Origin of the sequence: Flavobacterium sp. PLA-1-15, assembly GCF_049060005.1 — a bacterium.
In the GTDB taxonomy this organism is placed as follows: domain Bacteria; phylum Bacteroidota; class Bacteroidia; order Flavobacteriales; family Flavobacteriaceae; genus Flavobacterium.
The window spans coordinates 50,286-76,043 of the sequence record NZ_JBMGQS010000009.1 but is presented as its reverse complement, the minus strand read 5'-3'; the positions used below and the strand labels follow the sequence as shown (position 1 = coordinate 76,043).

The following is a 25,758-nucleotide window of genomic DNA, read 5'->3' as shown; positions in this document are numbered from 1 at the left end:
ATTAAGAAAAAAATGTAGGAAAAATATAAGTGAACATTATCGTTACAACTTAAAAATATTTTTTTCCTTTTTTGAAGAAGGACGGGACGTAGTATTTCCATTACAACTGTCGTTTTTATCAACAATATCTTCTATACGCCATTTTCTTTTTATTTCGGACCAACAAAATTTACCAAGACCATACCCCAAAACCTCAGCAGAAGCTATATTTAAAACTTCTATTTTTTTCCCTTGCTTATATAGGGAGAGGGTATAAAATTTTTGCTGTGCATTATTTAAGTAATAAGAATCTGCCTGCCTAATTTTAACTAGATCTTCATTTGACAATGCAATTGCAATACTGGATACAACCTGTAAATTTCGGGTATTGAATAATAACTCTCTTATATCTTTATTATAAACTGCATTTAATTCGCTTACAAATCCTGTGATGTCCAAAATCCTCAATATTGCTAATTCAGGCTTCACCGAAAGGCTATCCACATAGTTGATATCCGGTTGGCTCTGATTGAATTCTAATTTTGAATTATACATCTTAGCTAGCCTTTTATTAAATGGAATAATATCAATTGATAACCTTATTTCATTTTCTAGTTTTGGCAAGGCCTTTGTCTTGAAATCATTCTGCAAACTTAATAATGAAGTTGATTCTCCTATACTCCCCAATTCAACGGCTGTTGTTGAAATCTTAAAATTATGGTTTTTTATTTTTGTGGTTTGACAAGCAGAAAAAACCAGTAGTAACATTAGGAAAAGACTATTCTTCATTTCTTTAAATTTTTGGTTAAAAATAGGCAATTCGTTTTAGATAACATTCATTACACAAATCTTTTGAAATTATTAATTTAAACAGATATGTTTGAACTCAAGAATTATTTTCGTTATTTAATGCCTAGAACAATCCTTATATATAATAACACCACTAAACAAAAAATATTCGATTTATTGTATCTAAAATTATCGTTAAACTCAAATGTCAAAAATATTAAATCTCTTAAAAAAACATCAATGCTAACAGTTTTGGATTACTTGTTTTAAATATTTATCGCTTCAACGAAAAATGCCCCCTGAATTCCTTTCCATCTTCCCTTTTCGCAACAAACCAATAATCATCTGAAAGCAACAGCTGACCATTATAGGTTCCATCCCAACCATCACTCCCTCCATTTAACGAAATGATAAATTTTCCATATCGATCAAATACGTTTACTTTTAAAGTAGGTTCATACGACGAGAAATCTATTTGCCACTTGTCATTGTATCCATCTCCATTTGGGGTAAAGAATTTCGGATACATCAACAAGTACACTTGTTCCTTTGCAATTCCACATTCGTTCTTATCCCTCACATAGACAGTATAGACTCCATTGTTCAGGCCATTAAATTGAGGACTGTCCTGATAATGTTCACCATCAATGGAATACTCGTAGTCTCCATCACCTTCTACCAGGACAAGAATTGCATTCTGGCTCGAAGTCCAATCAGAAGTTTCAACACTTACTATTGTGGCCACATTCGAATTCACTACGGTAATATTCTTTACAGTCTCACAAATTATATCGCCATAATCTTTGGTCACCCTTACCCAATAATTGCCTGCTGTTGGCACCATAATAGACGGTGATGTTGCTCCTGTTGACCATTCATAGCGGTCAAAACCGGCATCTGCTGTCAGCTTCTTTGGAACCCCTTCACAAATACTGTAAGTATCCTGCAGGGTCAAATCTGGCTTTTCCCTAACCCATAGATCAAACGAGGTTATGTCATAACATGCGCTATTATCCCTATTGCTGACCCTCGCATATAGGGTCTGAGGATTGGTGGTATTCATAAAATCATCCTGCAACGGGGCTGCATTGTTTTGGGCATTTGCCCATGTAGTATGATAGGAAACGGCAAATAGGGCAGCAGATTGCCCGTTCAGGACAGAAGGATTGTTAACTGTAAGGTCAAAAGATTCTTTCCCATCGTTTTCTGTTCCATCACAAGTGATCATATCCGGCACCGGATAGGCTTTTGGAAGACGATCAGCCCTTATTTCAAAGGATGTTGTAGAAAAGCATTGCGAATTTTCAGCATTTTCCACCCTCACATAAATAACCTGAGGATTTGTAGCGTTCTCATAATTAAAAGATAGCGGTAAAATTCTCCCATCTGCATTAATCTGGCTTTCATGATACGTCAACCTGATTTCCGATGTGAGCTGATTTCCCAGAATTGAATTGTAATTGTCCTGGAGGTTGAAAACAAACTTCCCGTCATTGCTGTCATCGTCGCAAACAGCAAGGCGATTAGCTGAGTTTGCAATTGGAAGACGATCTACTTTCAGATTGAAACTGCCTATAGCCTTGCAGTTGCTGTTTCCTATTGCAGTGATGCTATAATATATGGTTTGGTTATTGGAAGAATTGGTAATAGGAACCATTATCGCATCAGTGCCGTCAACAGCTTGGGGATAGGACAAGAAATATTTCACTTCAAATACGGAAGGAGATTGCCCATCCAATAGTTCTGCTGTCTTATCAGTAAGATCGAAGATTGCAGTACCGTCGTTAGTGGCATCATCACACATCCTGAAAGCAGTTACAGGGACAATAATGGGTTGCTGGACTACCTTTAATGGAAAAGTTACGATATCAAAACAATCCGGATTCAAATTGTTCTCAATCCTTGCATATACAGGTTCTATGGCATTGGTGTTCGTGTAAAGCAAGGGAAGATCATCAATTCCAGCATCGGCATCAGCTTGCGAATCATGGTAGCTTATGGTAAACTCCAAGGCATTTTGCCCATTCAAAATCTCATTATTCTTGCTCAATAGGTCAAATTGCTCCTTGTTGTCATAAGGTTGGCTCTCACAAATCACATAATCTGATGGTTGATTTGCTTGAGGCTGTTTAAAAAGATGAATCGTGAAGCTCGTAATCGAATAGCATGATGTATTAGCCATATTCTGCACCCTCGCATAAATGGTCGTAATCCCTAGAGGAAGATTGTAACTGCCCGTCAATGGGCTCATATTGTCATCTGCATCACTTGGGCTTAAAAAATAGGAAACACCAAACACTGTCGAAGACTGACCACCAAGAATAGTATTAGTGTGTTGCGAAAGGCTGTATGCCATTCCCTCGGTTCCACAAACGACTTGATTGGCTACCGTATTGGCAATGGGCATTGCATAGATCGTGACTTGCCTGCTCTTGCTTATAGCTCCATTGGTACCTATGGCGTCCAAAGTAACCGTATAAGTTCCAGGAGAAGTATAAGTGTGGATGGGATGGATGTCCGTCGAAGCATTGCCATCTCCAAAATCCCACAAAGCAGAGGTGATACTCTGGTTCGCCATTAGCGAAAAAGTCGTTGCTTGTCCCTGGCAATTATTTTCAAATGCAATACCTAGATTGAAATACGATTGCATGAATTGCGGCAGACCATTTTGAGACAACGCCCCGCCAAGGAAAAGGCTTTCCATTTGCAGATTGCAACCCGTTCCAAGGACATCCGGATTTTGAATAACACTAAGAGCCGGTTTTTTATTCCTTGCCACATAGATTTTACCATCTGCCGCCAGTTGCAACGCACCAAAAATATAATCTACATCCTCTATGCCCATTTCATATAACAACAAGGCACTATTTGGTATATCAGAGGCTGTAAGATCAAACTGATAGAGCTGCAAGCTTGTGGTGTAGTCCGTACCCGTACTAATGTAAGCCAATTCACCAGATGGTGAAAACTCAACGCCATAACTTCCTATTTTTGGCGTTATAAGCTTTGGATTACTTACCACACCCGTAGCTGTACTGAAGTTAAACAATTCTACATTCACGTTCCTATTGCAGCTGATAAGTTTTGAACCATCCAATGAGAACTTCAAGTAGCCTAGTGTCTTATAGATGTTATTGTCAATACTGATCCCTACACTGCTGATAACTGGTGTCATATTGACCCCTGTGGCAGTAATAGAATAGCTCCTAAAATTATTGGTACCATATTCATGGCCCACCATCCAATAGCCATCCTCAGCCGCATTCTTGACTGCGGCAAGTTTTTCACAGGCAGGAGCAAACAGCAGTATGTTTTTATGAGCAGTCACATCCCCCAAACCACCATTCAAGGTCATATCGACTTCCGAATATCGAACACCATCGGGATTTGCTATATCCGTACAGGTAAAGATGTAATAGATTGCTGGGGAACCAGGTTTTGGAACAATTATGGCCGATTGGCTACTCGAAAAATGCCCCTTCAAATTGGTGCCGTTTGGCATTATTTGATGGTTCTTGTTGTAAACCGTTACACCGTCCGTATAAAAGAGCAATTGTCCATTGGAGTCGGATATAGTGGCACAGCCTTCTACGGTATTCAATTGACCATTAGTGAGTACAACTGGAACACCACTGTTAAAATCGAGTCCTGCATTGTTACCGAAATACCAAATATTACCCTCGCCTTGGGCGAAATTTTGAGAAAAAAACAACAGAAAGAAAAAAATTATTATACTTTTCATAAAAACAAAACTTTTACTCTCTAATATAGAAGTTATTATGAATTATTATTCAATAAAATTCAAGTAGTCAATTTTTTACTATTCTAAAAATTGATGTTTAAATATTTGCACTAATTCATTCATCAGTTGTATTACAAGTATTAAAAAGAATACCTTTTGAATTGAAATATTTTAGGCTTTGAAACAAATAAGATACATAGTCCTCGCCAAAATCATCAAAGATAGATATACATCTATGGGAATTTTCTAAATTCATAAAAATCTCTCCCAATGCCTGTATCTGAGCTTCAACATATGTATTCTTACTTAATAATTCCTGAAATATATCTGTAATTACCTTTCTTTCACAATTATTTATTAGTATAAATTCTTGTATCAATAATAATAAGTTCAATTCTCCCAATATTGAGGCATAATTAGTATTATCTATATTACTTATTACCGCTATCAATTTCGACTTAAATTCCTCAGGGCACATTTTAAAGTATTAGGTTATTGTATTTAACTTCATATTTACTTCCGAATATCGAACACCATCGGGTTTTGATATATCCGTACAGGTAAAGATGTAATAAATTGCCGTGGAGCCGGGTTTTGGAACAATTATGGCCGATTGGCTACTCAAAAAATGCCTCTTCAAATTGGTGCCGTTTGGCATTATTTGATGGTTCTTGTTGTAAACTGTTACATCATCCTTATAAAAGAGCAGTTGCTCATTGGAATCGGAGATGGTGGCACAGCCTTCTAAAGCATTCAATTGACCGTTTATAAGCACAAGTGGAATACCACTATTAAAATCTAGGCCTGCATTGTTTCCGAAATACCAAATATTTCCTTGACTTAGGAAAAAAACTAAGATAGTAATGAGATAAAAAATAATAAATTTTTCATTTTCTTTTAAATTATCTTCCAAAATAATCGAACTATATCAACACTTATTTTGATCTAATTGCAGACATATGCCTTTCATTTAATAATTTAATTTTTTCACAAAAAAAATAATTGAAATATAAATTCCCTTGGTGCCCCATTTCATCATAGACTATTTTTTTCTCATCTATCCTTAAAATTTTGTTTAAAGGAATCTTCTGTTCTTCATAATATACAAATTCATCATCAAAATAAAGATTTTTAAACCTTATAGTATTCCTGAAAAATTTAATAAAATGCATAACAGCAAAAAATGTGCATAATATCAAGGCCACCCAATTTAATGTTAATAAACTATATAGTAAAAAACCCATAATACCTATTCCCATTACATTACTTGTTAAAACAAAAAACTGTCCTAATTCTGAAGTCAATGAATATTTTTTCATATTTATTATTTTTTTGGAGGTAAACCGTGATGCATTTTTGTTAAGCAAAAGAATTCAATCTCAACAATGATTCCTCCCGATACTTTAACCCCATGCTGAGTATAAAATCCATTTCTTTCGGGTTCCTTATTTCCCCAATCATATCCAGCTTGTGCGAATTCGGTATATCCTCCTTGAATATGTCCTGAAAAATTTTGATGAGCTAATCCTTGATTCTTAGGACCCGACACATTAAATCCAAATTCTCCACTAAATCCACCAATTGCAATTCCCGCACTTAGAAAATCCATACTTGACTCGTTTTCATTTGCTATGTTATACCATCCCTTATAAGCATCCCATTCAATCATTTTTACTGCAAATAACTTTAAATCAATCGAAATTGTTTTACTGAGATTAAATCCACCTTGAGCCCCGGCTGTCACTCTAAATCCAATCGCATCATCAAAAGCTAGATCATCTACATTCCTAAATCTATGAAAATAAACCTCGTCACCTTTGCTGTAAGAAACAGTGTGAAAACCTTTGGAATCTGTTGGAGTTTTTGAAAACAATGAAATATAATCTGTTATTCCTTGTGATTTTAAAAAATCCCTCCCTTCATTACTTATATAACCGTTTCCTCTAACATAATTAAATATCTCTTCCCAAAACCCGCCATCACGATCGATTCCTCCAATTGGGTTATTTCCCATCCCAAGATAAGGAGAACTATATTGCCTGTAAGGATCAGGACTCAACCATCTACCAATCCTACCATCCCAAAGCCGCAATTGAAAAGCTTCCATTCCTGTCTCGGTATCCAATTCCTGCCCTTGGAAGGCGTAGCGATAATTCCCGAAAAGATTTCGAACAGGAAGTTTTTCTCCAAAAGGATAATAGTCGGCAAAGGAGGGCATGCTCAAATTAGAACCTGTCTTTCTGATAACGGCCCGTACATTCCCCAGATGATCCGTAATTTCATAATTACTGGCACCATCAGCTTTAAAGAAAACACCCAGTCTCTTCAGTCCATAAATAGGCAGTTCTTTCTGCTTCAAGGCATCATTATACGGCTTGGTATAGATCGACATCACATTGCCCGAAACATCCAACACATAATAATCAGTGCTCTGAAGTTGGAAATCTGTAGTATTGAAAGTTCTTTTCCTAATACGCTGGCCCCTTTCATTGTAATCAAATGCAACCAAGGGCTTGCCTGCGCTGTTGAGGACTGCCGTAACCAGATTTTGTGTATTATACTCATACTTTAGGCCTTCCAGGATATTGTCTCTAAGGCGCCCTATTGCATCATATCGATAATTATCAAGCGATTGGTTTTCTATATCTGTAAGATCCGCAGTAACGGCAGCATTTTCTGTTATGTAATTTAGCCTATTACTCCCCATATAGTTATAGCTCAGTCGGTCCACCAGGGTGCCCTGATGATTGGTTCTGCTCAAGCTTTGGATATTTCCATTGGGATCATAGCCAATGCCTCCTTCGCCATATCTGGGAGAAGGGGCTATAAGGGATCCATTGACATCACCGAAATTTGCATCCGACAGCCAATTGTTGCGGTTGTAGTTGTAGAGGTAGGCCTTCTGTTTAATGCCTCCCAACTCAAGGTCAATTTGCTTGTTCGCCCATCTAACGGCCTTTATGTTTCCGTTGTATTGATCCTTATTGTAGCCACTTACCGTTGCATAGGAGGTAACATTGGTTCCGGCGCGCGTATAATCCCCCGCATAATAATCCAGGGTCATCCCAAATAAATCATTTGCATCGCCTCCAGGATCCTTGGACTGTTCCAGGCTAGGGTGATTAATACTCTTCAGCATCCCTCCTAGCGTATAGACATAATCGGTACCCTGGACTCCTTGTGCCGTGTTGACCCTCTTCAGCTCTCCTGAGATGTAATAGGAATAATCCGCATGAGTGGTAAAAGCGGTATTGTTAACCGAAGTTTCCACTTTCTTCAACACATTGTTGAGGTCATAGGTATACCGATGGGCAAATAATTCCTGTGATTGGTTTTTTTGATACAGCACCTTGGTTACATTCCCTTTATAATCGTATTCATAATTTATAGTCTTGGCCCCTACGTCCTGATGATATTGCACCATCCATTCTACCCTTCCATAGATGTCATAGCTGTACCAGGTAATGGCAGGAAATGCAGTGCCATCCTTTTTGAACGACATTGCTACATTGCCTGCCAAATTGTTCTGCTTGTAATACTGAATATTTGCTCCCAACAGCGTGGCAAGGCTCTGACTAGCCGGAATTGAGACCAAGGGAGTCATCGTGAAGTTATCCGCATAATCGTATATGCTGAATACCTGTTCTGTCCTTGTACCAGCCAAAAGGACACCATCAGGGTCAGCCGTTGCATTAGCCCATGTATTCTGAAGAACGCCACTTTCTATAGGCCTTCCATAGGCATCATAATCTGTATACGAAACCCTCGTATTGTTCTGGAACGCACTTTGTGAATAACGGATCTGTCCATCGTTGCGGTAGACAAATTTACTGGTTCCTTCATCAGGACTGGTGGATTCAACAACCTGTCCTAGGGCATTATACTTGTAGGTTTGTGCAAAACTTGTTGCTCCTGCAGCCATATGTGCGGGAGTGGCCTTGATGGAAGTATTGGCTTGATAGCCATTGGGTTGTACATACTTGACGAGTTGCCCTACTTTATCATAAATATTAACAGAATAGTCATAGTAGTTAACCCTGTAGGATATGCCCCTTGCTCCGGTATCGTAAGAAAGAACCCCATTAGTTGCATTCGTAACATACACCTTAGGATCAGTGAGAGGAGTAATCTTTGCTTGCACCCTATAGGCATTTCCTCCTATGAGGCTAGTAGTAGGAACGGCTAACCCTGTTTTCAGGTCATAAACATCATACAGGGCTCCGCCTCCAATCAAGGTTATCTGCGCTGCTGTTATCCCTTTTGGTATGTGCACGTCGATATATCCCTGGGAACCTATAAGAGAATGTACAGGATACGTAGTGCCTCCCGTCCTCGCCGTAGCCAAGACTTTTCCTTCCCCGTCACTGAATACGACATTTTCCTCGCCATTGGCATCAACAGTTACGGTCTTGAAAAATTTGGTAATAATTTCTTCCTTTCCAGCCACAACTGGACCGTCATAATAGCCGTAGCCATACACATAATACATCTCTTGTGCGGCTGGAACTGTAAACGTGTAGTCCGTTTTCCATTGACCGTTGACCATATTGCCCCCCACCGCATTAATGACATTCCCAGGGTTGAGCTTGTCATAATTTATTGTGGAATAAGGATGTGTTGCAGTCGCTTGGTAGGGCTCATAATTGTTATTATTGCTATAGTATGTGAGTAGAAAATCATAATGCGCACTCTGTTCAGTCATAAAATTTACCTTCTCCATCCCAAAACAAGTCACAGCTGGAAAGGAAGTGCTGGACTGCCTGCCAAAAGCATCATAGGTTGTTTCCGACCCCCAGGTGAAGCCGGTTTCAAAATCTTTGTTCAGGGAAACCGTAGGCTTTCCCAACTCATCAAAATAACTTACGGAATGCCCAACTAAGGATCCTGACTTTATATCATAATGCATCTCTTCTGTCAAATTCTCGTCTGATGGGGAGGCCAAAAACAACCGTGGATCAGGTTCTTTCAACGGGATGGGAAAAGGTAATGAAAACGGAGTGGTGACCGCATTCTGAAAGGCCTTTCCTCCATTCGTATAATAATTTGCCGGTTGAGACCTATAGATGGCCTGTATGTAGGAATTGTTCATTGCCAATACAGCATGACCCTGTGCATCCAGAATTGGCTGTCTTGTAATGGGATTATAAGTAGGCGCCATTCCCATCTGTCCATTGAACACACCTCCGTCATCGTTTCCAATCCAAGGGGTAACTACATACGTATAGTCTGTTATACCCATATACTCCAAAGCCGTGGGAGTCGGATTAAAATAAGGATTATTCATATAGGAGACCTCATCAACAAGCCTGCCTCTTGAATTGTATAACGAAACTTTATCGGTATAATTAAACAATACCATGGTGTTTTGCAAGATGATGTCCTCATCATGCCCAATGGCTTGTGGAAACAACTCCTTGAACTTGTTTCTCCCGCCAATTACACTTGGATTACCCGCTGAAGGATAGGCCGGATTCGCATAAAATCCGTTATAGGTGATGATTTTATAACCTCCGGGTTTGATTATGACATCTGGATTAAAAGTATTTACCGTAAACTTAAATTGCGTATGGTTGTCCTTGATGACCCAGTCTGTCAAATCAATAGGCTCGTTGGATGAATTGTACAATTCGATATACTCCCCAAAGGAATGGTATTTGGAAGTGATATCCTCCGTATAATGGGTATCGAAGTATATTTCCGATATGACGATACTTCCGTAATCATCACATTGGGCGTTTGACTTCAAAAACACAAATAATAGCACTACAAGCAATTTGAATTTACCAGCCATAATCTCTTATTTTCTTGTTAATACAAACCTGTCTTTTGGATCTTCTATTCTGAGTTTTTCTAGAACAGCATAAGCTTGTTCTTTTTCATTCAAGGCACTATACGTACTGTGCAATAAATAGAGAAGAATGGTCTTATCAGCAAGGGTCTCTTGTTCCTTGCCGTTTGCAATAGTTTGCAAAAATTGAAGGTCATCTTCTGTTCGCTCTTGTTCTTGTAAGGCAATAAGCAGAATCTTTTTAGCCTGTTCGTACTGACGTTCTTCAAAAAAAATCTTTGCATAGCGGTACATCATCTTATTGGTAACAGCTGGGGAAGTAGTATGGAATCGCAACAGACTTGCCTTGGTTATTGCTTTTGCCTCGGTATAGTTGGATTGAAGCACCATCACTTTTGCAAGCTTATCCACAACATCGACTTCTGTCCTGGGAATCAACATCCAGTTCGTCATCAATTCCTTCCCTATTGAATGGGCTCGATCCAGATAGTCGGCGCCTACCTGCCCCTTTTTATAAGCCTGCTCTATTGCATCCATTACACCTAAGAAGGAAAAGAGCGATTGCTTCTTTGCGGCAAATTGTTCCCTGGCTTGGATAAGCTCGCGGAATTTTCCACTCTTATAGTATTCCTTCTTTAAAATCCTTAAGGAGCGGGTATCGCCATTATCGAGTTCAAAAAGTCTTTCCGCATAGTGGATGGTTTCATTGTCCATCAATTTCCTAGACAACAGCAACCTGTAGTATTTCTTTTGTTGTTGCAATATGTGTCGCTCCTGTTGTTGCACTTCTTTCGCAACATAGAGTTTCGTTCTTTTTTTGGAAGCGGTCTTTTCAATCAGTATTTCTATGTCTCGATTAGTCTTGTTATCAAAATGGCTTTTTAAAAGTGTCTTCCGCTGTTTTTTTCTAGCTTTTTGCTCCTTTTTCTGGGAGACATCCTTTTGCATACTGGAATTTTTCATCTTTTCACTGATCTTGTCCAATCCAATTCTCAAATAGGCTTTTTTTGCATCTATTTCAAGAGCTTTGAGATACAGGGATTCGGCATCCTTAAGGAGAGACGCGGAACTTATCTTCTGCTGGTAATTTCTTGCCAGAAGCTTCCTGCCAGTTTCCAACCTCAACAAAGATCGGGCGGCCCTGTCATAAAACGAGACGATGGTCGGGTTAGCAAGCAGTCCTTTCCTATAAAGTTCTACACTTGCCAAAACTTCTCCCTGAGCGCCATATACATTGTCCAGATTGTCATAGAAACGGATAGCTCTTGGCGCAAGTTTGATACAGTCGAGGTACAATGTTTCTGCTCTTGCGAAATCCTTTTTATAAAAGGCATCCTTGGCCGTCTTGGCAAGCGCAAGGGCTTTTATATAATCATCATTGGCAGGGATAATATTGGTGGTCGTATCAAAAACAGCAGCTATCGCCGTTATTCTGCCAACCGGCAACATTGTTGCCATAAAAGACCATGCTGTAAGTTTTAGAAAATCTTTCCTATCGAGGTTGCCCATAGAAGTCAGTATTCAGGAAAGAAAAGGAGAAGGGCCGAGAAAAACAACCATAGCATACACGCAACGCATACCCTCTTTATCAAAATTAAGATACTTCTCCTTATGCTTTCAAAATTAATATTTATTTTTAATTATCCAACTATTTACTACAAATTCTTATAGTTAATCTTATTTTCCTTTGCCAATTTAAATCCGCCTATTACACCATTTGCCGGGTCATCCGCCACTTCAACATAAGTTTTGACCAATCTGCCTGCCGCATCATATTCAAAGCGCGTTGCCAAACCATTGTTGCCGATGATGTGGGTCAACTCGTCGTACTCATTATACACATAGCCATTGATAGAAGAAGCTATTGGACGGATCATCAGGTCATCAAAATAGACCGTAGTAGTATCCACTGAATTTACATACCAGAAGGCAACCGCATTGTCCATAAAAGAAAGATCGGTGTAGTGATTCAGCAACACCCAATCTCCAGCAAATACTTTTTCTCCATTAAAAGGAAAAGTATTACCAGCATCATTGTTAAACCATCGAAGCCTTGCCTTGAGATGATTGTCCTTATGCACCCAAACCGATATCTTATACTTCCCTTTACGATGTCCATTCCGCATTAATACACCAAATTGGGATGCACTGGTCGTGGCTATTGAGTATTTACCAGTGTGTACTTTTGCAGTAGTCCTTGTGCCGCTTGAATTACGGACTTCTTGGCCAACCCAATAGCCCCAATCAGTAAAAATTTCAGCACCGGAATAATACATTTCGTTGTAAGCCGCATTACCGCTTGCCTCAACCTTTTCATTTAAGGCATCCATTTTGGTTGCGCTTTTGTTATTGTTGATATCTTTAACTTCTAAAGGCATGGAATAATGATCATACAATGTGATTTCAGAAGTCTGCTTCCATTTCGAATTTGTCTGCGGTTGCCCGACACCCCAAACAAAACCATCCTCATTGGTATCGTTATACCCTGAGAAGATTCCATTGGCATCTTTGACACCATTCCATACATACGATTTGTGCTGTCTCCAAATTTTTTCCTTATCGGCTGTTGGGGAAGAAACATCTCCAACAATATTTTGATAGCTCCATATATTACTCCAAGTAGTTATTCCTACTCCAGTTACTTTCCAACTGCCCGCATCTTGTATATAGGAATAAGTCGTGGCAGTCTGTGATAGCATATTCCGATTGTTAATATTATCAACCTTGCTTCCCATTTGAGGATACTTTGTATAAGCAGGGACTTGTTTGGTTTTGAATGTTCTACCATCGCTGGTTGTATGAACTTGCTCTTTTGAAATACCTGAAACTAAATCATAATCATTGTAATGAGTGGTATACGTATAGCTATTACTTTGATTAGACGATGATTTTAATATACTTGGATAAGTAATTCTTGTTGAAGAATTTATAAGCCACTTCTCTGCCGAAGCATAATCAGTGTATTGAATCTCTTTATATTGCTGGTATGATTCTTGGAAAATTCCGATGTTATCTGGAATCTGATTTATTCCATAATAATTGTTACTAATTTTCGAAATAATATGATTTTCAGAATTAAACTTTGTAATTTCTAACAATTGTCCTAAACTTGACAAATTATCCTTAATAATGTAATTACCAACGTTTACATTTTTATATCCATTCGCCATAGATGAACATTGACAATTCGCATAGTTCAAAATTTGGGTATTAGTTTTAATAATTTCAAAAAAATCACCAAATTTAATCTGGTCTTCAGATTTATCTTTTAAAATATTAAATCTATACATTATTCTATCAAGAGTCGAATTAAGCGAATTTTTAGAATAAACATTAACAAATTCATACATTGCTCGGGGTGCTGGAAGTTCAGAGCTGTATGGTAGCTCTTTTGTTAAGTTTTGAGCATAGGGCACATAACTAACATACCCTATTCCGTCTTCATTACTTCCGTATTTATAAGAAGTTTTAAAGTTTTGATTAACATTTCTGACCTCTATAGCTGACACCCTAATTCCTGCATCATAAATTAAACCTCCGAGATCCACGTTTACATTAATCTTATTTTCGATTACTTGCGAGTCGACATAACTAGGATACGTGTTTACAATCGAGAAGTTTACATCATTATAAAAAGTAACTTCAAATTTATTTGTACTTATTACATTAGATATATAACCTGTGCCGTTATAAAAAAACTTCTTATGAATTGATGCTGGTTGATTGTTATCAATACGTTCATTTAAATAATCAATCTTTACAATTTGATTTAAGTATATTGGATAATTGTCCGTATTACCAACATCTATGATAACTTTCTTATTACTAAAATCATTACTATTGGCATATACAGGAAGTGTTGAGGTAAAATTAGTTAGATTTTTGTTTGTAAATACTAATTTATTATCGACTACACTTTTTACTTTATTTTTTTCATAATCTATTTTAATTCTTGCCCCCTCTGGTGTAGTAATTTGTCTCAAACTGTAAGCTTTAGGATCACTCGCTAAAAATCCCCAACTATCCTGATTATCTATGTTGAAATTAATATCAGAACTGTAGTAATCAAACTTATACGGAGGTAACACTTTACTTTCTGATTTTCCATTAAACTCAACATTTTTTAGAGTCAGCCTATTATCACCTCTTACTAATGAATAATCATAATTAAAATTAATTATCTTAACTGAATTATTAATTGTATTATCTAAATTATCGCTTGAATCAATTATATTGTCAAAAGCATTATAAGGAGAATAATAAGGTACTTTAGTGTGACCATCTCGATCACTTGTGTAAGTTAGCATTATACCACCATAATCAATATAAGCTGAACTTGAGCTATCATTCCCAAAAGACTTATTAGAATTATCAAAATTGTTTTTCAGTAATATTATTTTATCTAATTTTAGTTGCTTCTGAGATGGAATATGGAATTTAAATTCATAAGGATTAGTATAGGAAAATCCTGGGATATATTCTGCGTGTCGCGTAGAAGAAAATGACCAATCTTGTCCTTTGGAATCATTCCTTTCACTTTTAACAAATATTGCAGTATGTGTTCTTGTTTTGACTTTATCTAAATAATAAATTTGCTTTCTACCCCTAATCCAAGTCTTTATCTCAGGATTTTCGTCATCAATTATATAATCCTTTTTAAAGGGAGCCTTCCATACAAAGCAATCGGACCATAGACCATAATCAAAAGAGACCCAATAACCAAGATCATTCTCACCAACAATACCATCTCCATTATCAATAAAGTCAGGTCCTGTTATGGCAGTCAATAACCAATGGGTTGCATAGGACTGCAATTGAAACTTCTCAAAATGTGAATCTTGTTCTGGCTTATTATTTATTCCAAAACTTCTTGTAACAATTTCATGATTATACACCGGTAGTGAATAATGATAAGTTTTACCATCAATAGCTGTTATTTTAAATGCACCTATACCATCTCTAACAGCTACACTTCTATCAAATCCCGACGAATTAGTATCTACAAAACCTTTGCTTTTTATATTCTCATTATCATTCATGATCTCCCTATTCGAGAAATATTCAATATATGAAGCTCTTTTTCTTCTTGGTTTTGCATTTTCCTCGACACCATTTTGATAGTACGAGAACATATTCAGATTATTGTTATTCGAATTAAAATTTGCATTATTTACACTAGAATCTAAATAATTGCTAATTTCATGATTAAAATAAAAAAATGGCTTGCTGTCAAACTTGGCTAAAGGAGCAACATTATGACCATAAGCATTATTACTATTTCTTACTTTATAGCCCTTATCATTAAATCCTCTATCAGCAGTCCCATATAAAAGTGCATTTTCAAATAAAATCGGCATCATCTTCCCTGAAATTCCTTGACCCTGTACATTATAAGTGTCGTATGCTGGAAAAGCAGGATTATTCATTTCGTAGTCCGTTTCTACTCCCAAATCATTACCTTCTAATGGAACCTCGTATATATCCATTGAATAATAATTTTTTGGATATTGATGATCAGCATCTTGCCAACCTTGTAAAGTTGTACCTGCATTCGCATAATAATTAAAATGAATGGGGCCGTTAATTACTCCTCCTTTATTTTTTCCCATTTGATAACGTATCCTTTGTTTGCCATATGAAAAACTAAAAACCCCAATGGGAGTAGGCACGTACAAACCGGTATTTGAACTAGTTATTTCACTTCCATAATCATTAACCGAGGCGTTACTGCTAAATTTAGAATATGAAACACCAATACCTCCTGCTTTAATACCTGTACCTGCTGAAGTTGAAGAAGAAATTGAAAAGCCTGTTGAATTCCCAGAGTTTATTATCAATTCCAAATCATCATTTTGAAGACTTATATTAATACCTGCTCCATTGCTATTAAAACCTGCATTAAATCCAACACCTCCTTTGCTAATATTCGCTCCAATGCTTAAACCACCTTGAAAGGTTGCTCCCAAACCAACAGAACTCCCTGAAGTACCAATAGACGCATTTGCACCAACACTACTTCCTCCTCCAACATCAAAACCTAAGCCTAAGTTTACTTGTCCTCCTAAAGCCTGATTACTCCCCCAATTAAATCCTACTCCTACAGAAGCCATACCTACTGAATAACCTACTGAAAGATATTTGGCCCATTCCACTCCTCCATTATCATAGAAATATTCATTAACATACTCAGCTTTATAATCATCAGGATAACCATTTATGCCTCTATCAATTGCTCCTGGGTTTAAATTCCACCCTAAACCTGTCCAAGAAGCTTGCTGATCTAAAGCAATACCTGCATGATAAGATAAAGCTAATGGATAACCTCCTTCGGGCGATGGTATATTAAGTAGTGGTAAAACATAACTATATTGGCCCGTAATTAAATTTACCATATCTGTCGCATCAACAGGCTCAAAAGAAGCAGCCTCTGGCGCTTTAGGGCCATTATTAGATGCATACATCAAATTAATAGGCAACAATGATGGTAAAAATATGGCTAGTAAAACAATAGCTATTCTTCTTTGAAAGGGCTTTGGATTTTGCATAGGTTTATCTTAAAATCTTAATGTCGGTTGGTTTCTTAAAGATTGTGTAGCAACTTTGAATTTTACTTCTCCGGTGTTTAGTCCTAAATCTTGTATCGAAAAATTTAAATATTGTTCGCCTAAATGCTTTTCATCCCTTGGATAGACAACCATTATGGTGGTCGAATTCGTCATACCATACATACGCGGGTACACAAAATCAACCATTGACAAGGTGTCTTTTTGGGAACTGACCAGATGAATCTTTTGGTCCATCTCAAAAGCCAAATCTTGGACCATAGAACCGAATCTTTGCTTGTCATGTACAACACCGCTTAACAATTCCTTATTGTTTTTTGACATGGAAAGAGTAAAGTACAAATACCGTCCATACTTCTGCCTCAACTTTTCAATCTTATCTTCAGCAAGAGTATCTCCCACTTCCTGCAGCACCATCAAATCTGTAGGCTTATATTGCAACACATAATCCACTCCATTAACCATCTTGGAATACCTGTAGCCATTATCTTCCTCTTCAAGATAGGCGGTCATTTCTTCCACTGTTTCAAATGAATTCTGGCAAGAGCACAGTAACGCCAAAAACACTACAAGGAATAGTTTATTTTTTATCATATTCCGCATTGAGCCCTTTTAATATTGCTGTTGTCAGATCAGACGATTCATCCGCATACATGATGTTACCGCCACCACTTGCGCCAAAAATAATTTTGTAACCATTGTCTTTACCATATTCCTTCACATAATCATTGATGTCATTGATCACCGTCTGGGTAATCTTCTTGTCCTCTTCCTGGATCTGTTTCTGGATGGCTTCCTGATAACCATTGATCTGTTCCTGCTTGTGGGAAAGCAATTCCTGCTTCAGCTTTAGCTCGTTTGCTGAAAGGCTCCCCCTTTCCTTTTCATACGCTTGCAACTCTTTTTGCCAATTGCCCAATAGCGAATCAATGTTGCCCTTTAGCAGAGTCGCTTTCTTTTCAAAATCTGCCTTGGCAACCTTAGTTCTACTGTATCCTTCAATAAGCTTGTTTACATCTACATATACCAATTCAGAACCCGAATGCGCAAAATATAATGCAACGCCACTAACAACAACAGCAAAAACAGCTAAAAACAAAGGAACTTTTCTCATTTTTTTCTTACTAATAATTTTTAACAATACTAAACATTTATTTTTATTTAACAAAAAAAATTGTTAATTTTTTTTTATAATATTAATTATTATATTTGTCTGAAATTACCTAATCATGAATAAGATAGCATCGAAAAGACTACCATCTTTTAACCTACAAGAAATGTTGATTGTCCTTGCCATCATAGGTATATTGTTACTAATAGCTTTGCCAAATTTAATGCCGCTAATTGCCAAGGCAAAAAGCGTGGAAGCACAGATACAACTTAAGGCAATCTACAATGCGGAAAAGCAGCACTACTTCATGTATTCCAAATACAGCACCGACTTCAACGAACTGGACTTTGAAATACCGAAGACCGTAGCGGAAAATGGAAGTGCCAACTATACCTATGAAATTATACAATCTTCCAATAACGAATTCAAGATTCGGGCAACAGCAGTGACGGATTTCAATGGTGATGGCGTTTTCAACGTATGGGAAATCGATCAGAATGGCAATCCCAAACAAATCACTGCTGATTAATGATCGTACTACAGCTTACCGTAATCGCGCTTTTCCTGATAGTGTTACGTCAAGATTATAAGGACCGCAGGGTCAGTTGGTTTTTGTTTCCCTTGATAGGATTGCTTTGCTTTAGCATACAACTATTAAAAATTGGAAGCATCAGTGCGATAGTAAATACAGTCTTTAATCTTATCTTCACGCTATTGATCGTATTGGTATGCTTCCTCTACGCAAGATGGAAGCTTAGAAGACCATTCCTAAAGGAAGTGCTTGGTTTTGGAGACATTCTCTTTTTTGGCTCTATAGCATTCGCCTTTTCAATTACGTCATTTCTAGTCCTCTTTATCTTTTCGCTATTCTTTTCACTGATGTTGCATATGGCGTTGCAAAACAAACAATCTGACAGGACGGTCCCATTGGCAGGATACATGTCACTTTTTTTTGGAACAGTGTACCTCATCGACCTGATCTTCAATTATCCGTTATTATACACCAGCTAAATGAACACCTTTAACATCCCAATCGAACTACAGCAACTTGTGAAGGCAGAACAAGCCTACCTATACAGGGCCATTCCCGTAAAGAAGGAGGGCTTGGATATCATATTGAAAACAGATAGTAATTCCTTGGAGGCCCTACAATCTGAGTTAAACATCCTTTTGGGATTCCCTCTAGTCCTAGAAAAAGAAAGCACTGAAAACATCAATCGGTTACTTTCGACCAACTACAGGAAATCCACTTCGCAAACGGTATCCAACATCAACTATTCTTCCGATTTCCTTGAAAAAATCCTCATAAATGCAAAGGAGATTGGAAGCAGTGACATTCACTTTGAGCCTTATGAAAACAATGCAAGAGTACGTTTTCGCCTCGATGGAAAACTAAAGGAGCAATTCCACATCAATACCGAAGAATATCCCATCATTGTAAACAAAATCAAAATCAGGGCACAGCTCGACATATCCGAAAAAAGGCTTCCTCAGGACGGACGTATTACAGTTGTTACAGAATACGGTGATTTCGACATCCGTGTCTCCGTTTTGCCGACACTGCACGGAGAAAAGATCGTACTGCGTATATTAAGCAAGGATACAAGCCACATAGAACTGGATGCACTTGGGTTCACCGAAAAGGAACTTAAAACGTATCTGGAAGGTATTAAGAAACCAAACGGAATCGTCCTAATTTCCGGACCGACAGGATCTGGAAAGACCACTACACTGTATGCAACACTAAAAAGATTAAATCTTTCCACAACAAACATCCTCACCGTGGAGGATCCAATCGAATATACTCTTGAAGGTATTAATCAAGTACAGTTGAAGGAAAACATCGGACTTGACTTTGCAGCAACATTGCGAACATTCCTGCGCCAAGACCCTGACATAATCATGGTGGGGGAAATCCGTGATGTCAATACAGCCAATATGGCCATAAGGGCAGCATTGACAGGACATCTAGTTTTATCTACCATTCATACAAACTCTGCATGGGCCACAATTTCCAGACTTATTGATATGGGCATTCCTTCTTTTTTAATAGCAAGCACGTTGAATGTAAGCATCGCACAACGGCTCGTGCGAAAACTATGCAAAACTTGCAAGAGAGAAAAACCCATAAGCAAAGAGTCATTCCCATCTGGATTTAGCATCCCAGCCGATTTGCTTCTGCATTTCGAAGCCGTCGGCTGCGAAGATTGCTACCATACCGGTTACGCAGGCAGGAAAGCAATCTATGAAATACTGCCCATCGACAAAGAACTTGCAACTCTGATAAAAAACAATCAGCTGAGCATAGAAAACTACATCGAAGAAAAGCAAATATTTACATTGAAAAAAAATGCAACGGCGCTCATCCAAAATGGAACTACTTCAATTGATGAAGTTTTTTCCCTACTAATGTAATAACGGCTATATTTACCAACCAATTCCGAAAACGCGATGAAAAAAACAATTACGATACTCCTGTTCTTGGCTTTCCAATGGTGCCAATCACAAGAAGCCAGAATACAGCAGATTAAAAACAATATAGAAGCGATAAGCGCAGACGCGCCAGGCCTATCCGAAAAGATAAACATAAACATCAGGGAAGCATCCCTCTCCAGCTTCCTGCTGGCTGTTTCAGAAGTGCACAAGGTCAACATCAGCGTCGAGCCAACCCTGTCACAAATCAATATAGTGAATAATTTTACCGATGTAACCGTAGCCGATCTATTGGTATTCCTCTGCAAGGAACATAGCCTGAGCATTGATTTCACTGGAAATATCCTTTCCATAAAGCCCTATAGGAAGCCTGAAGAAATGCCTATCGAAAAAACAATCGATGTGGCCTATTCCACAAATGAAGACCTCATCACGCTTAATTTAAAAAACGATAAGCTCTACGATGCCTTCAAAAAGATCATGGACGAAAGCGGCAAGAACCTAGTTTTTGCGCCGGGAATGGAAAACCAGTTGCTGACCGTGTACATTAAGAACATGCCCTTCGACGCCGCATTGAACAAATTGGCATATGCCAACAATCTTACGGTAACAAAATCCAGGGATAACTTCTACCTGTTTGATCAATTGGAGGGCGCCTATTTTGAAAACAGCGGTGAAAAAAATACCACTGCACGTCCCAACAAGCCACAACGTTCCAGAAAATCCAATTTCTTTTTCAACGTCCTCGATGCAGAGAAAAAGGTTCTGGAGGTAGATTTCGAAAATACGCCCATCTCAAGCATCATCTATGACATCGGAACAGAACTTGGGATTGACATCTTTATTGCCAGTCCCCTTGAAAGTACAGGAAATGCTACAGTAAGGGCAAAGCAGATAACTTTTGATGAACTGCTTGTGAAGTTATTCGAAACGAAGATAAGTACGGCCACAGTAAATAACAATCCGCAACAGGGGCAATTTAACAATCCTGAAGTGATGGCTCAGCCAAGCAGCGGAGATTCCTATACGTTTAGGAAAAACGGATCCATTTATTATTTTGGAACCAAAAGCCAGCTCGTAATACGAAACATAAAATCCATACCATTGATGCACCGCTCAATAGAGCTGCTCAGCGATCCCTCTAGGGAAGGAAGAAGTGCAGGAAGATTAAATAACGGTAACAACTTTACCAGCTATAACGGGGCAATTGGCAGTAGTTACAATGATAACAGAAATTCTTCAAGCATCACAACTCAAAATGCAGTTTCAGAAAACAATGCTTCCCAATCCATACTGACAATCATTCCTGATGAAATCAAGAAAGACCTGGACATAAAAGTAGACAAGGAACTCAACAGCTTTATCGTCAATGGGCCCGCTGCAAACATCGAACGATTCGAATCATTTATCAAATACATCGACAAGGCTGTCCCGGTTATTTTGATTGAAGTCATGTTGCTGGAAGTCAATAGAAATGCCATTGTGGAAACAGGAATAAGTGCTGGAATCGGCGACAAACCCGTAACTACAAAAGGTTCAGTCTATCCAAATTTAGACATGACCTATGGAGCCCAGACCATCAACAAGATCATCAACCGCTTTGACGGCTTTGGCTCTCTCAACATCGGCAATGTAGTGCCCGACTTTTACCTAAACATAAAAGCGATGGAGGCAAACGGCAATCTAAAAGTCAGATCGTCTCCTAGACTCTCTACTTTAAATGGACACAAGGCTTATTTATCCATTGGCGAAACCACCTACTATGTGGTGACAAATCAGAATTTCTACGGCTCGCAGATACCGCAAGCATCGGAAATAAAAAACTACCAGCCTATTGACGCAGAATTGTCGGTGACCATTATGCCATTGGTATCCGGAGACGGGCAAATTACAATGGACATAAAGGTGATACAGTCTAGCTTTAATGGACAGAAAGTAGACAAGGATGCACCCCCTGGAATCAACTCAAGGGAATTTACCTCAATCATCCGTGTAAAAGACCAGGACTTGATTGTGCTGGGCGGACTCGAAGAAAAGGTAAAAAATGATTCGGGCTCCGGTGTACCTCTGCTTTCAAGAATCCCAATCATCAAATGGTTCTTCAGCTCAAGAAAGAGGGAGGACTCAAGAAAAAAACTAACCGTCATCATCAAGCCAACCGTCATCTACTAATGATCGCTTCAAAACTGACAGCTCTTTTAATAGGAAAGCAATACATTGGTATTGAGCACTATTCATTGGAAAATGAAGAGCTTACAGCCTTATTGCGAATAGAAAAAACCAAGGAAGGACTATCCATAGTAAAGAAGGACAAAGTGCCTCAGGATATCCTTGCAGAAAAATGGGACAAAAGCCTTCCTTTCTTCTTGGTCATCAATACCAATCAGGTCATACAGAAAGAGGTGCTGGGTACAGAACCGAATGACGAAAAGATACTGCACCGAGCATTCCCCAATATCGCATGGACAGAATTCTACTATGAGATATTTCGGATGCAGTCCAAGTCGGTAATTGCCATAAGCAGAAAAAGTTATGTGGACCAATTGCTTATGACCTACAGCAAGCAAAGTGTTTCCATAGCAGGAATTAGCCTTGGTATAGCCTCCCTTTCGGAGATAGTGAAATTTTCTGAAGAAAGCACCATCCATACCAATACGCAAATCATCTCATTTAAGGAGGGAGAACAAACGATTCAAGGCCGAAAGGAATACACAGAGAAAACACATGAACTCAATGGACTGTCGGTAGGAAGCAGCCATGTAATGCCTTTTTCGGGAATTTTAAGCCTATTGCTGAAGGATGGTGACACTACTGGAAATGTAACAGTTTTCAATGAACAATTAAAGGATGACTACAACCAAAAGACCTTTTTCTCAAAAAGCCTTAAAATCTTTATTGGCGTTATATTGGGGGTGTTGCTCATCAACTTCTTTGCCTTCAACCATTATTATAAAAAGGCAGAAGAAGCATCCCAGAACCTGCTCTTGAACAAATCTTCAAACGAATCAATAAAAAAAGTAAAGGAACGCATCAGCTCCAAGGAGCAGAAACTCAAAAACACCATTGACTTTGCTTCATCAAAAAGTGCACTGATCGTAAATGAAATCACAAAGGGAGTGCCACATTCCATATTACTTTCTGAATTGGTCTTTAATCCTTTGCAAAAGAAAATAAAAGAACAGGAACCTATAAGTACCGACGAGCATACAATCCTTATTTCGGGCACCACTTTAGACAACTATGCTTTCACCAACTGGATGGATTCAATTGAAAATTTGAAATCCATCAACAAGGTAATCATTCTGCATTTTGGAAAGAATGATGCAAATGAAACCGTATTCTCTATTAAAATAAAATTAAACGAAGATGGGATTAAATAAAAAAAACAAACTCCTTCTGGTAGGTTTTATCTTCATGCTTTTTATAGGCTATCGTTTTGCTATTGCAAAGACCCTCTTTTATTACCGTGACCACGCCGCTAAAAGCCAAACCATAAACCAGGAAAGCATCACTCCCGAAATGGTGAACAAACTGCTTCAGAAAGAGAAACAGCTCGATGCAATGCTCCTGCAATACAGCATAAATCCTTCGGCTTCTTTTCAAAACGACCTACTCGAAAAATTGAGCGGTTATTGCGCTTCCCATAACCTTAAAATCACAGATTTTAAAGAGCCTCACAGTTTTACAGTAAACGAATTTCAAACAAACAGCTACCAGTTTACCCTAAAAGGCTCTTTTAATGGATCGCTCAGTGTAATCAATAAAATCGAAAACAGTCCTTCTTTGGGCATCATCAAACACCTCAACTTTTCCAAAAACAGGGATTATAAAACCAACTCCGACTATCTAACAGCGACGGTAATCCTCCAAAAGAATAGCGCCCTGCCATAATTAAATTTTGATCGGTCCTCTCAAAACCAATACCGCTTTTAAAATGTAGAAAGTAGCCCCTGTAGGAGTATACTCCTATGTACTTTTTTACGATAAGAGTGATTTTTGTATGTGGTTAAAAAGATTGACAAATCATCCTTCCTCATTGCTTTTGGCGCGCATCTCAAAAAGATACGGGAAGACAAGGGTATGTCCCAAGCGCAGTTGGCAATCGACTGCGATTTCGACGTATCCGTAATCAGCAGGATCGAACGCGGAAAAGTGAACACCTCCGTAAACAACCTCAAACTTATTGCAGAGGCACTGGACATCCAAATCCAGCAGCTCTTTGACTTCATGTAGGAGCCACACCGCTTCTTGTTGCAAACTACCGATTGCGCAAAACATGCTACCCATCTGACAAGTAATACCCCCTGCACACGCCGATATTTGCTACCATAAAAACGGAACAGCGGTAAACCTCCTGCAACGCGCACCAATACAAATCCTATGAAGGCAACCCCCGGACAGCACCAACAAAACGACAACGAAGAGACCCTGCTGCGCATCTTCGACGAATTATACGCACGCACAGCGGAACGGTCGTTTTATACGGCAGTACCAAATGCCCAAAAGCAGGATAACGAGACACTGCTAGCACTACTTCCGCTTTTGATAGATTCCGTAAATGCCAAAAGCAAGGAGGATAATACCGAAACCCTGGGGCAAAGTGTACTCACACAGGCACAACTATTGGTAGGTCCCGAAGGCACCATCAAGAGCTTCAGCATCAGCATTCCCAGCCTACTGCGATATCCAACAATCCTATTGGCAGAAAGGCCCTTCAGCGCCTTGCTCACCGAAACCTCCGCTAACAATTGGGAAGGAGTCTTGGCAGTAGCACAAGGACGGAGCAGCTTCCATACCGCAACTGCCCTTACCCTGCTGACGCTCCACCGCCACCCGGTACCTGCACTCTGCTCCGTCTACAAGTTGCTCAACAGCAACCAGCTGCAGGTCTCCCTTCTCTTTTCTTGGTCACACCTTCCTCCAGAAACAGCAACCACATTCCAGCACAACAGTGCGCGAAACGATGCCGTTCGCATGCAGCAGCTCCACGACCTGATCCTCCAGCACCTGGACCGCCCACTGCCCACAATCCAACAGCTCGCAAGGACACTCGGCACCAATACCTTTGCACTAAAGGAAGGCTTCAAACACTACTTCAATACCGGCATCCACCAGTTCTATACGCAGGAACGCCTGGCAAAGGCAAAACTGCTACTCCTGGAAACCGACCTCCCACTGGCAGTGATTGCCGAACAATGCGGCTACGGCAGCCCCTCCCACTTCTCAAAAGCATTCAAGAAAAAATACGGAATAGCGCCATTGCCTTTCAAAAAAACAAAGACAAGCTCCTAATAAATGGGGAGTATTACCGTTACGCCAAATCTTACTGCCGAAAGGAAGGGTCTGTAACGCG

At 38.8% G+C, this 25,758-nt stretch carries 17 protein-coding genes; 8 read left to right on the top strand and 9 right to left on the bottom strand.

Annotation, left to right across the window (positions count from 1 at the left end; genetic code table 11):
* Positions 1-42: 42 nt before the first annotated feature.
* From ACI6PS_RS07925 to ACI6PS_RS07885, 9 genes are all read right to left on the bottom strand, one after another.
* Positions 43-768, bottom strand: coding sequence for a hypothetical protein (locus tag ACI6PS_RS07925; RefSeq protein WP_421012017.1), 726 nt, complete (start codon positions 766-768; stop codon positions 43-45).
* 274 nt (positions 769-1,042) lie between these two features.
* A complete protein-coding gene (locus ACI6PS_RS07920) occupies positions 1,043-4,510 on the bottom strand; it encodes a T9SS type B sorting domain-containing protein (protein ID WP_421012016.1) in 3,468 nt (1,155 codons plus the stop codon).
* Positions 4,511-4,997: 487 nt separating this feature from the next.
* Positions 4,998-5,423, bottom strand: a complete 426-nt coding sequence (locus ACI6PS_RS07915; RefSeq protein ID WP_421012015.1) for a hypothetical protein — start codon at positions 5,421-5,423, stop codon at positions 4,998-5,000.
* Positions 5,424-5,445: 22 nt separating this feature from the next.
* Positions 5,446-5,829 (bottom strand): hypothetical protein, encoded by a 384-nt coding sequence (locus tag ACI6PS_RS07910; RefSeq protein ID WP_421012014.1) that lies wholly within the window; start codon positions 5,827-5,829, stop codon positions 5,446-5,448.
* Between the two features lie 5 nt (positions 5,830-5,834).
* Positions 5,835-10,301 carry a lamin tail domain-containing protein gene (locus ACI6PS_RS07905; protein WP_421012013.1) on the bottom strand — a complete coding sequence of 1,489 codons (4,467 nt, stop codon included), beginning with the start codon at positions 10,299-10,301 and terminating at the stop codon, positions 5,835-5,837.
* A gap of 6 nt (positions 10,302-10,307) precedes the next feature.
* A complete protein-coding gene (locus ACI6PS_RS07900) occupies positions 10,308-11,807 on the bottom strand; it encodes a hypothetical protein (protein WP_421012012.1) in 1,500 nt (499 codons plus the stop codon).
* A 146-nt stretch (positions 11,808-11,953) separates the two neighbouring features.
* Complete coding sequence (locus tag ACI6PS_RS07895) at positions 11,954-16,843, bottom strand: hypothetical protein (protein WP_421012011.1); 4,890 nt, start codon at positions 16,841-16,843, stop codon at positions 11,954-11,956.
* Positions 16,844-16,852: 9 nt separating this feature from the next.
* Positions 16,853-17,455 carry a hypothetical protein gene (locus ACI6PS_RS07890; protein ID WP_421012010.1) on the bottom strand — a complete coding sequence of 201 codons (603 nt, stop codon included), beginning with the start codon at positions 17,453-17,455 and terminating at the stop codon, positions 16,853-16,855.
* Positions 17,442-17,975, bottom strand: a complete 534-nt coding sequence (locus ACI6PS_RS07885; protein ID WP_421012009.1) for an OmpH family outer membrane protein — start codon at positions 17,973-17,975, stop codon at positions 17,442-17,444. Before ACI6PS_RS07885 ends, ACI6PS_RS07890 begins: the two co-directional genes overlap by 14 nt.
* Positions 17,976-18,090: 115 nt before the next feature.
* Here ACI6PS_RS07885 and ACI6PS_RS07880 point away from each other — a divergent pair, with 115 nt between their 5' ends.
* The 8 genes from ACI6PS_RS07880 to ACI6PS_RS07845 all read left to right on the top strand — a co-directional run bounded on the left by ACI6PS_RS07880 (position 18,091) and on the right by ACI6PS_RS07845 (position 25,697).
* Entirely contained in the window at positions 18,091-18,501 is a 411-nt protein-coding gene (locus ACI6PS_RS07880; protein WP_421012008.1) for a prepilin-type N-terminal cleavage/methylation domain-containing protein, read from the top strand.
* Complete coding sequence (locus ACI6PS_RS07875) at positions 18,501-18,983, top strand: hypothetical protein (protein ID WP_421012007.1); 483 nt, start codon at positions 18,501-18,503, stop codon at positions 18,981-18,983. The genes ACI6PS_RS07880 and ACI6PS_RS07875 overlap by 1 nt, the downstream gene beginning before the upstream one ends.
* Positions 18,984-20,387, top strand: a complete 1,404-nt coding sequence (locus tag ACI6PS_RS07870; protein ID WP_421012006.1) for a GspE/PulE family protein — start codon at positions 18,984-18,986, stop codon at positions 20,385-20,387.
* A gap of 36 nt (positions 20,388-20,423) precedes the next feature.
* Positions 20,424-22,577 carry a type II secretion system protein GspD gene (locus tag ACI6PS_RS07865; protein WP_421012005.1) on the top strand — a complete coding sequence of 718 codons (2,154 nt, stop codon included), beginning with the start codon at positions 20,424-20,426 and terminating at the stop codon, positions 22,575-22,577.
* The gene (locus ACI6PS_RS07860; protein ID WP_421012004.1) at positions 22,577-23,785 is read left to right on the top strand and encodes a hypothetical protein; all 1,209 of its coding nucleotides are present in this window, start codon (positions 22,577-22,579) and stop codon (positions 23,783-23,785) included. The genes ACI6PS_RS07865 and ACI6PS_RS07860 overlap by 1 nt, the downstream gene beginning before the upstream one ends.
* Positions 23,772-24,296, top strand: coding sequence for a hypothetical protein (locus ACI6PS_RS07855; protein WP_421012003.1), 525 nt, complete (start codon positions 23,772-23,774; stop codon positions 24,294-24,296). The genes ACI6PS_RS07860 and ACI6PS_RS07855 overlap by 14 nt, the downstream gene beginning before the upstream one ends.
* 111 nt (positions 24,297-24,407) lie before the next feature.
* On the top strand, positions 24,408-24,638 hold the full coding sequence (locus ACI6PS_RS07850) for a helix-turn-helix domain-containing protein (protein WP_421012041.1): 231 nt from the start codon (positions 24,408-24,410) through the stop codon (positions 24,636-24,638).
* A 147-nt stretch (positions 24,639-24,785) separates the two neighbouring features.
* On the top strand, positions 24,786-25,697 hold the full coding sequence (locus ACI6PS_RS07845; protein WP_421012002.1) for a helix-turn-helix transcriptional regulator: 912 nt from the start codon (positions 24,786-24,788) through the stop codon (positions 25,695-25,697).
* Positions 25,698-25,758 lie beyond the last annotated feature (61 nt).

What these genes read in the sequence shown, in the direction of transcription:
- ACI6PS_RS07925 (WP_421012017.1), bottom strand. Translation starts at nt 768, where the DNA reads ATGAAGAATAGTCTTTTCCTAATGTTACTACTGGTTTTTTCTGCTTGT.
- ACI6PS_RS07920 (WP_421012016.1), bottom strand. Translation starts at nt 4,510, where the DNA reads ATGAAAAGTATAATAATTTTTTTCTTTCTGTTGTTTTTTTCTCAAAAT.
- ACI6PS_RS07910 (WP_421012014.1), bottom strand. Translation starts at nt 5,829, where the DNA reads ATGAAAAAATATTCATTGACTTCAGAATTAGGACAGTTTTTTGTTTTA.
- ACI6PS_RS07905 (WP_421012013.1), bottom strand. Translation starts at nt 10,301, where the DNA reads ATGGCTGGTAAATTCAAATTGCTTGTAGTGCTATTATTTGTGTTTTTG.
- ACI6PS_RS07900 (WP_421012012.1), bottom strand. Translation starts at nt 11,807, where the DNA reads ATGGGCAACCTCGATAGGAAAGATTTTCTAAAACTTACAGCATGGTCT.
- ACI6PS_RS07895 (WP_421012011.1), bottom strand. Translation starts at nt 16,843, where the DNA reads ATGCAAAATCCAAAGCCCTTTCAAAGAAGAATAGCTATTGTTTTACTA.
- ACI6PS_RS07890 (WP_421012010.1), bottom strand. Translation starts at nt 17,455, where the DNA reads ATGATAAAAAATAAACTATTCCTTGTAGTGTTTTTGGCGTTACTGTGC.
- ACI6PS_RS07885 (WP_421012009.1), bottom strand. Translation starts at nt 17,975, where the DNA reads ATGAGAAAAGTTCCTTTGTTTTTAGCTGTTTTTGCTGTTGTTGTTAGT.
- ACI6PS_RS07880 (WP_421012008.1), top strand. Translation starts at nt 18,091, where the DNA reads ATGAATAAGATAGCATCGAAAAGACTACCATCTTTTAACCTACAAGAA.
- ACI6PS_RS07875 (WP_421012007.1), top strand. Translation starts at nt 18,501, where the DNA reads ATGATCGTACTACAGCTTACCGTAATCGCGCTTTTCCTGATAGTGTTA.
- ACI6PS_RS07870 (WP_421012006.1), top strand. Translation starts at nt 18,984, where the DNA reads ATGAACACCTTTAACATCCCAATCGAACTACAGCAACTTGTGAAGGCA.
- ACI6PS_RS07865 (WP_421012005.1), top strand. Translation starts at nt 20,424, where the DNA reads ATGAAAAAAACAATTACGATACTCCTGTTCTTGGCTTTCCAATGGTGC.
- ACI6PS_RS07860 (WP_421012004.1), top strand. Translation starts at nt 22,577, where the DNA reads ATGATCGCTTCAAAACTGACAGCTCTTTTAATAGGAAAGCAATACATT.
- ACI6PS_RS07855 (WP_421012003.1), top strand. Translation starts at nt 23,772, where the DNA reads ATGGGATTAAATAAAAAAAACAAACTCCTTCTGGTAGGTTTTATCTTC.
- ACI6PS_RS07845 (WP_421012002.1), top strand. Translation starts at nt 24,786, where the DNA reads ATGAAGGCAACCCCCGGACAGCACCAACAAAACGACAACGAAGAGACC.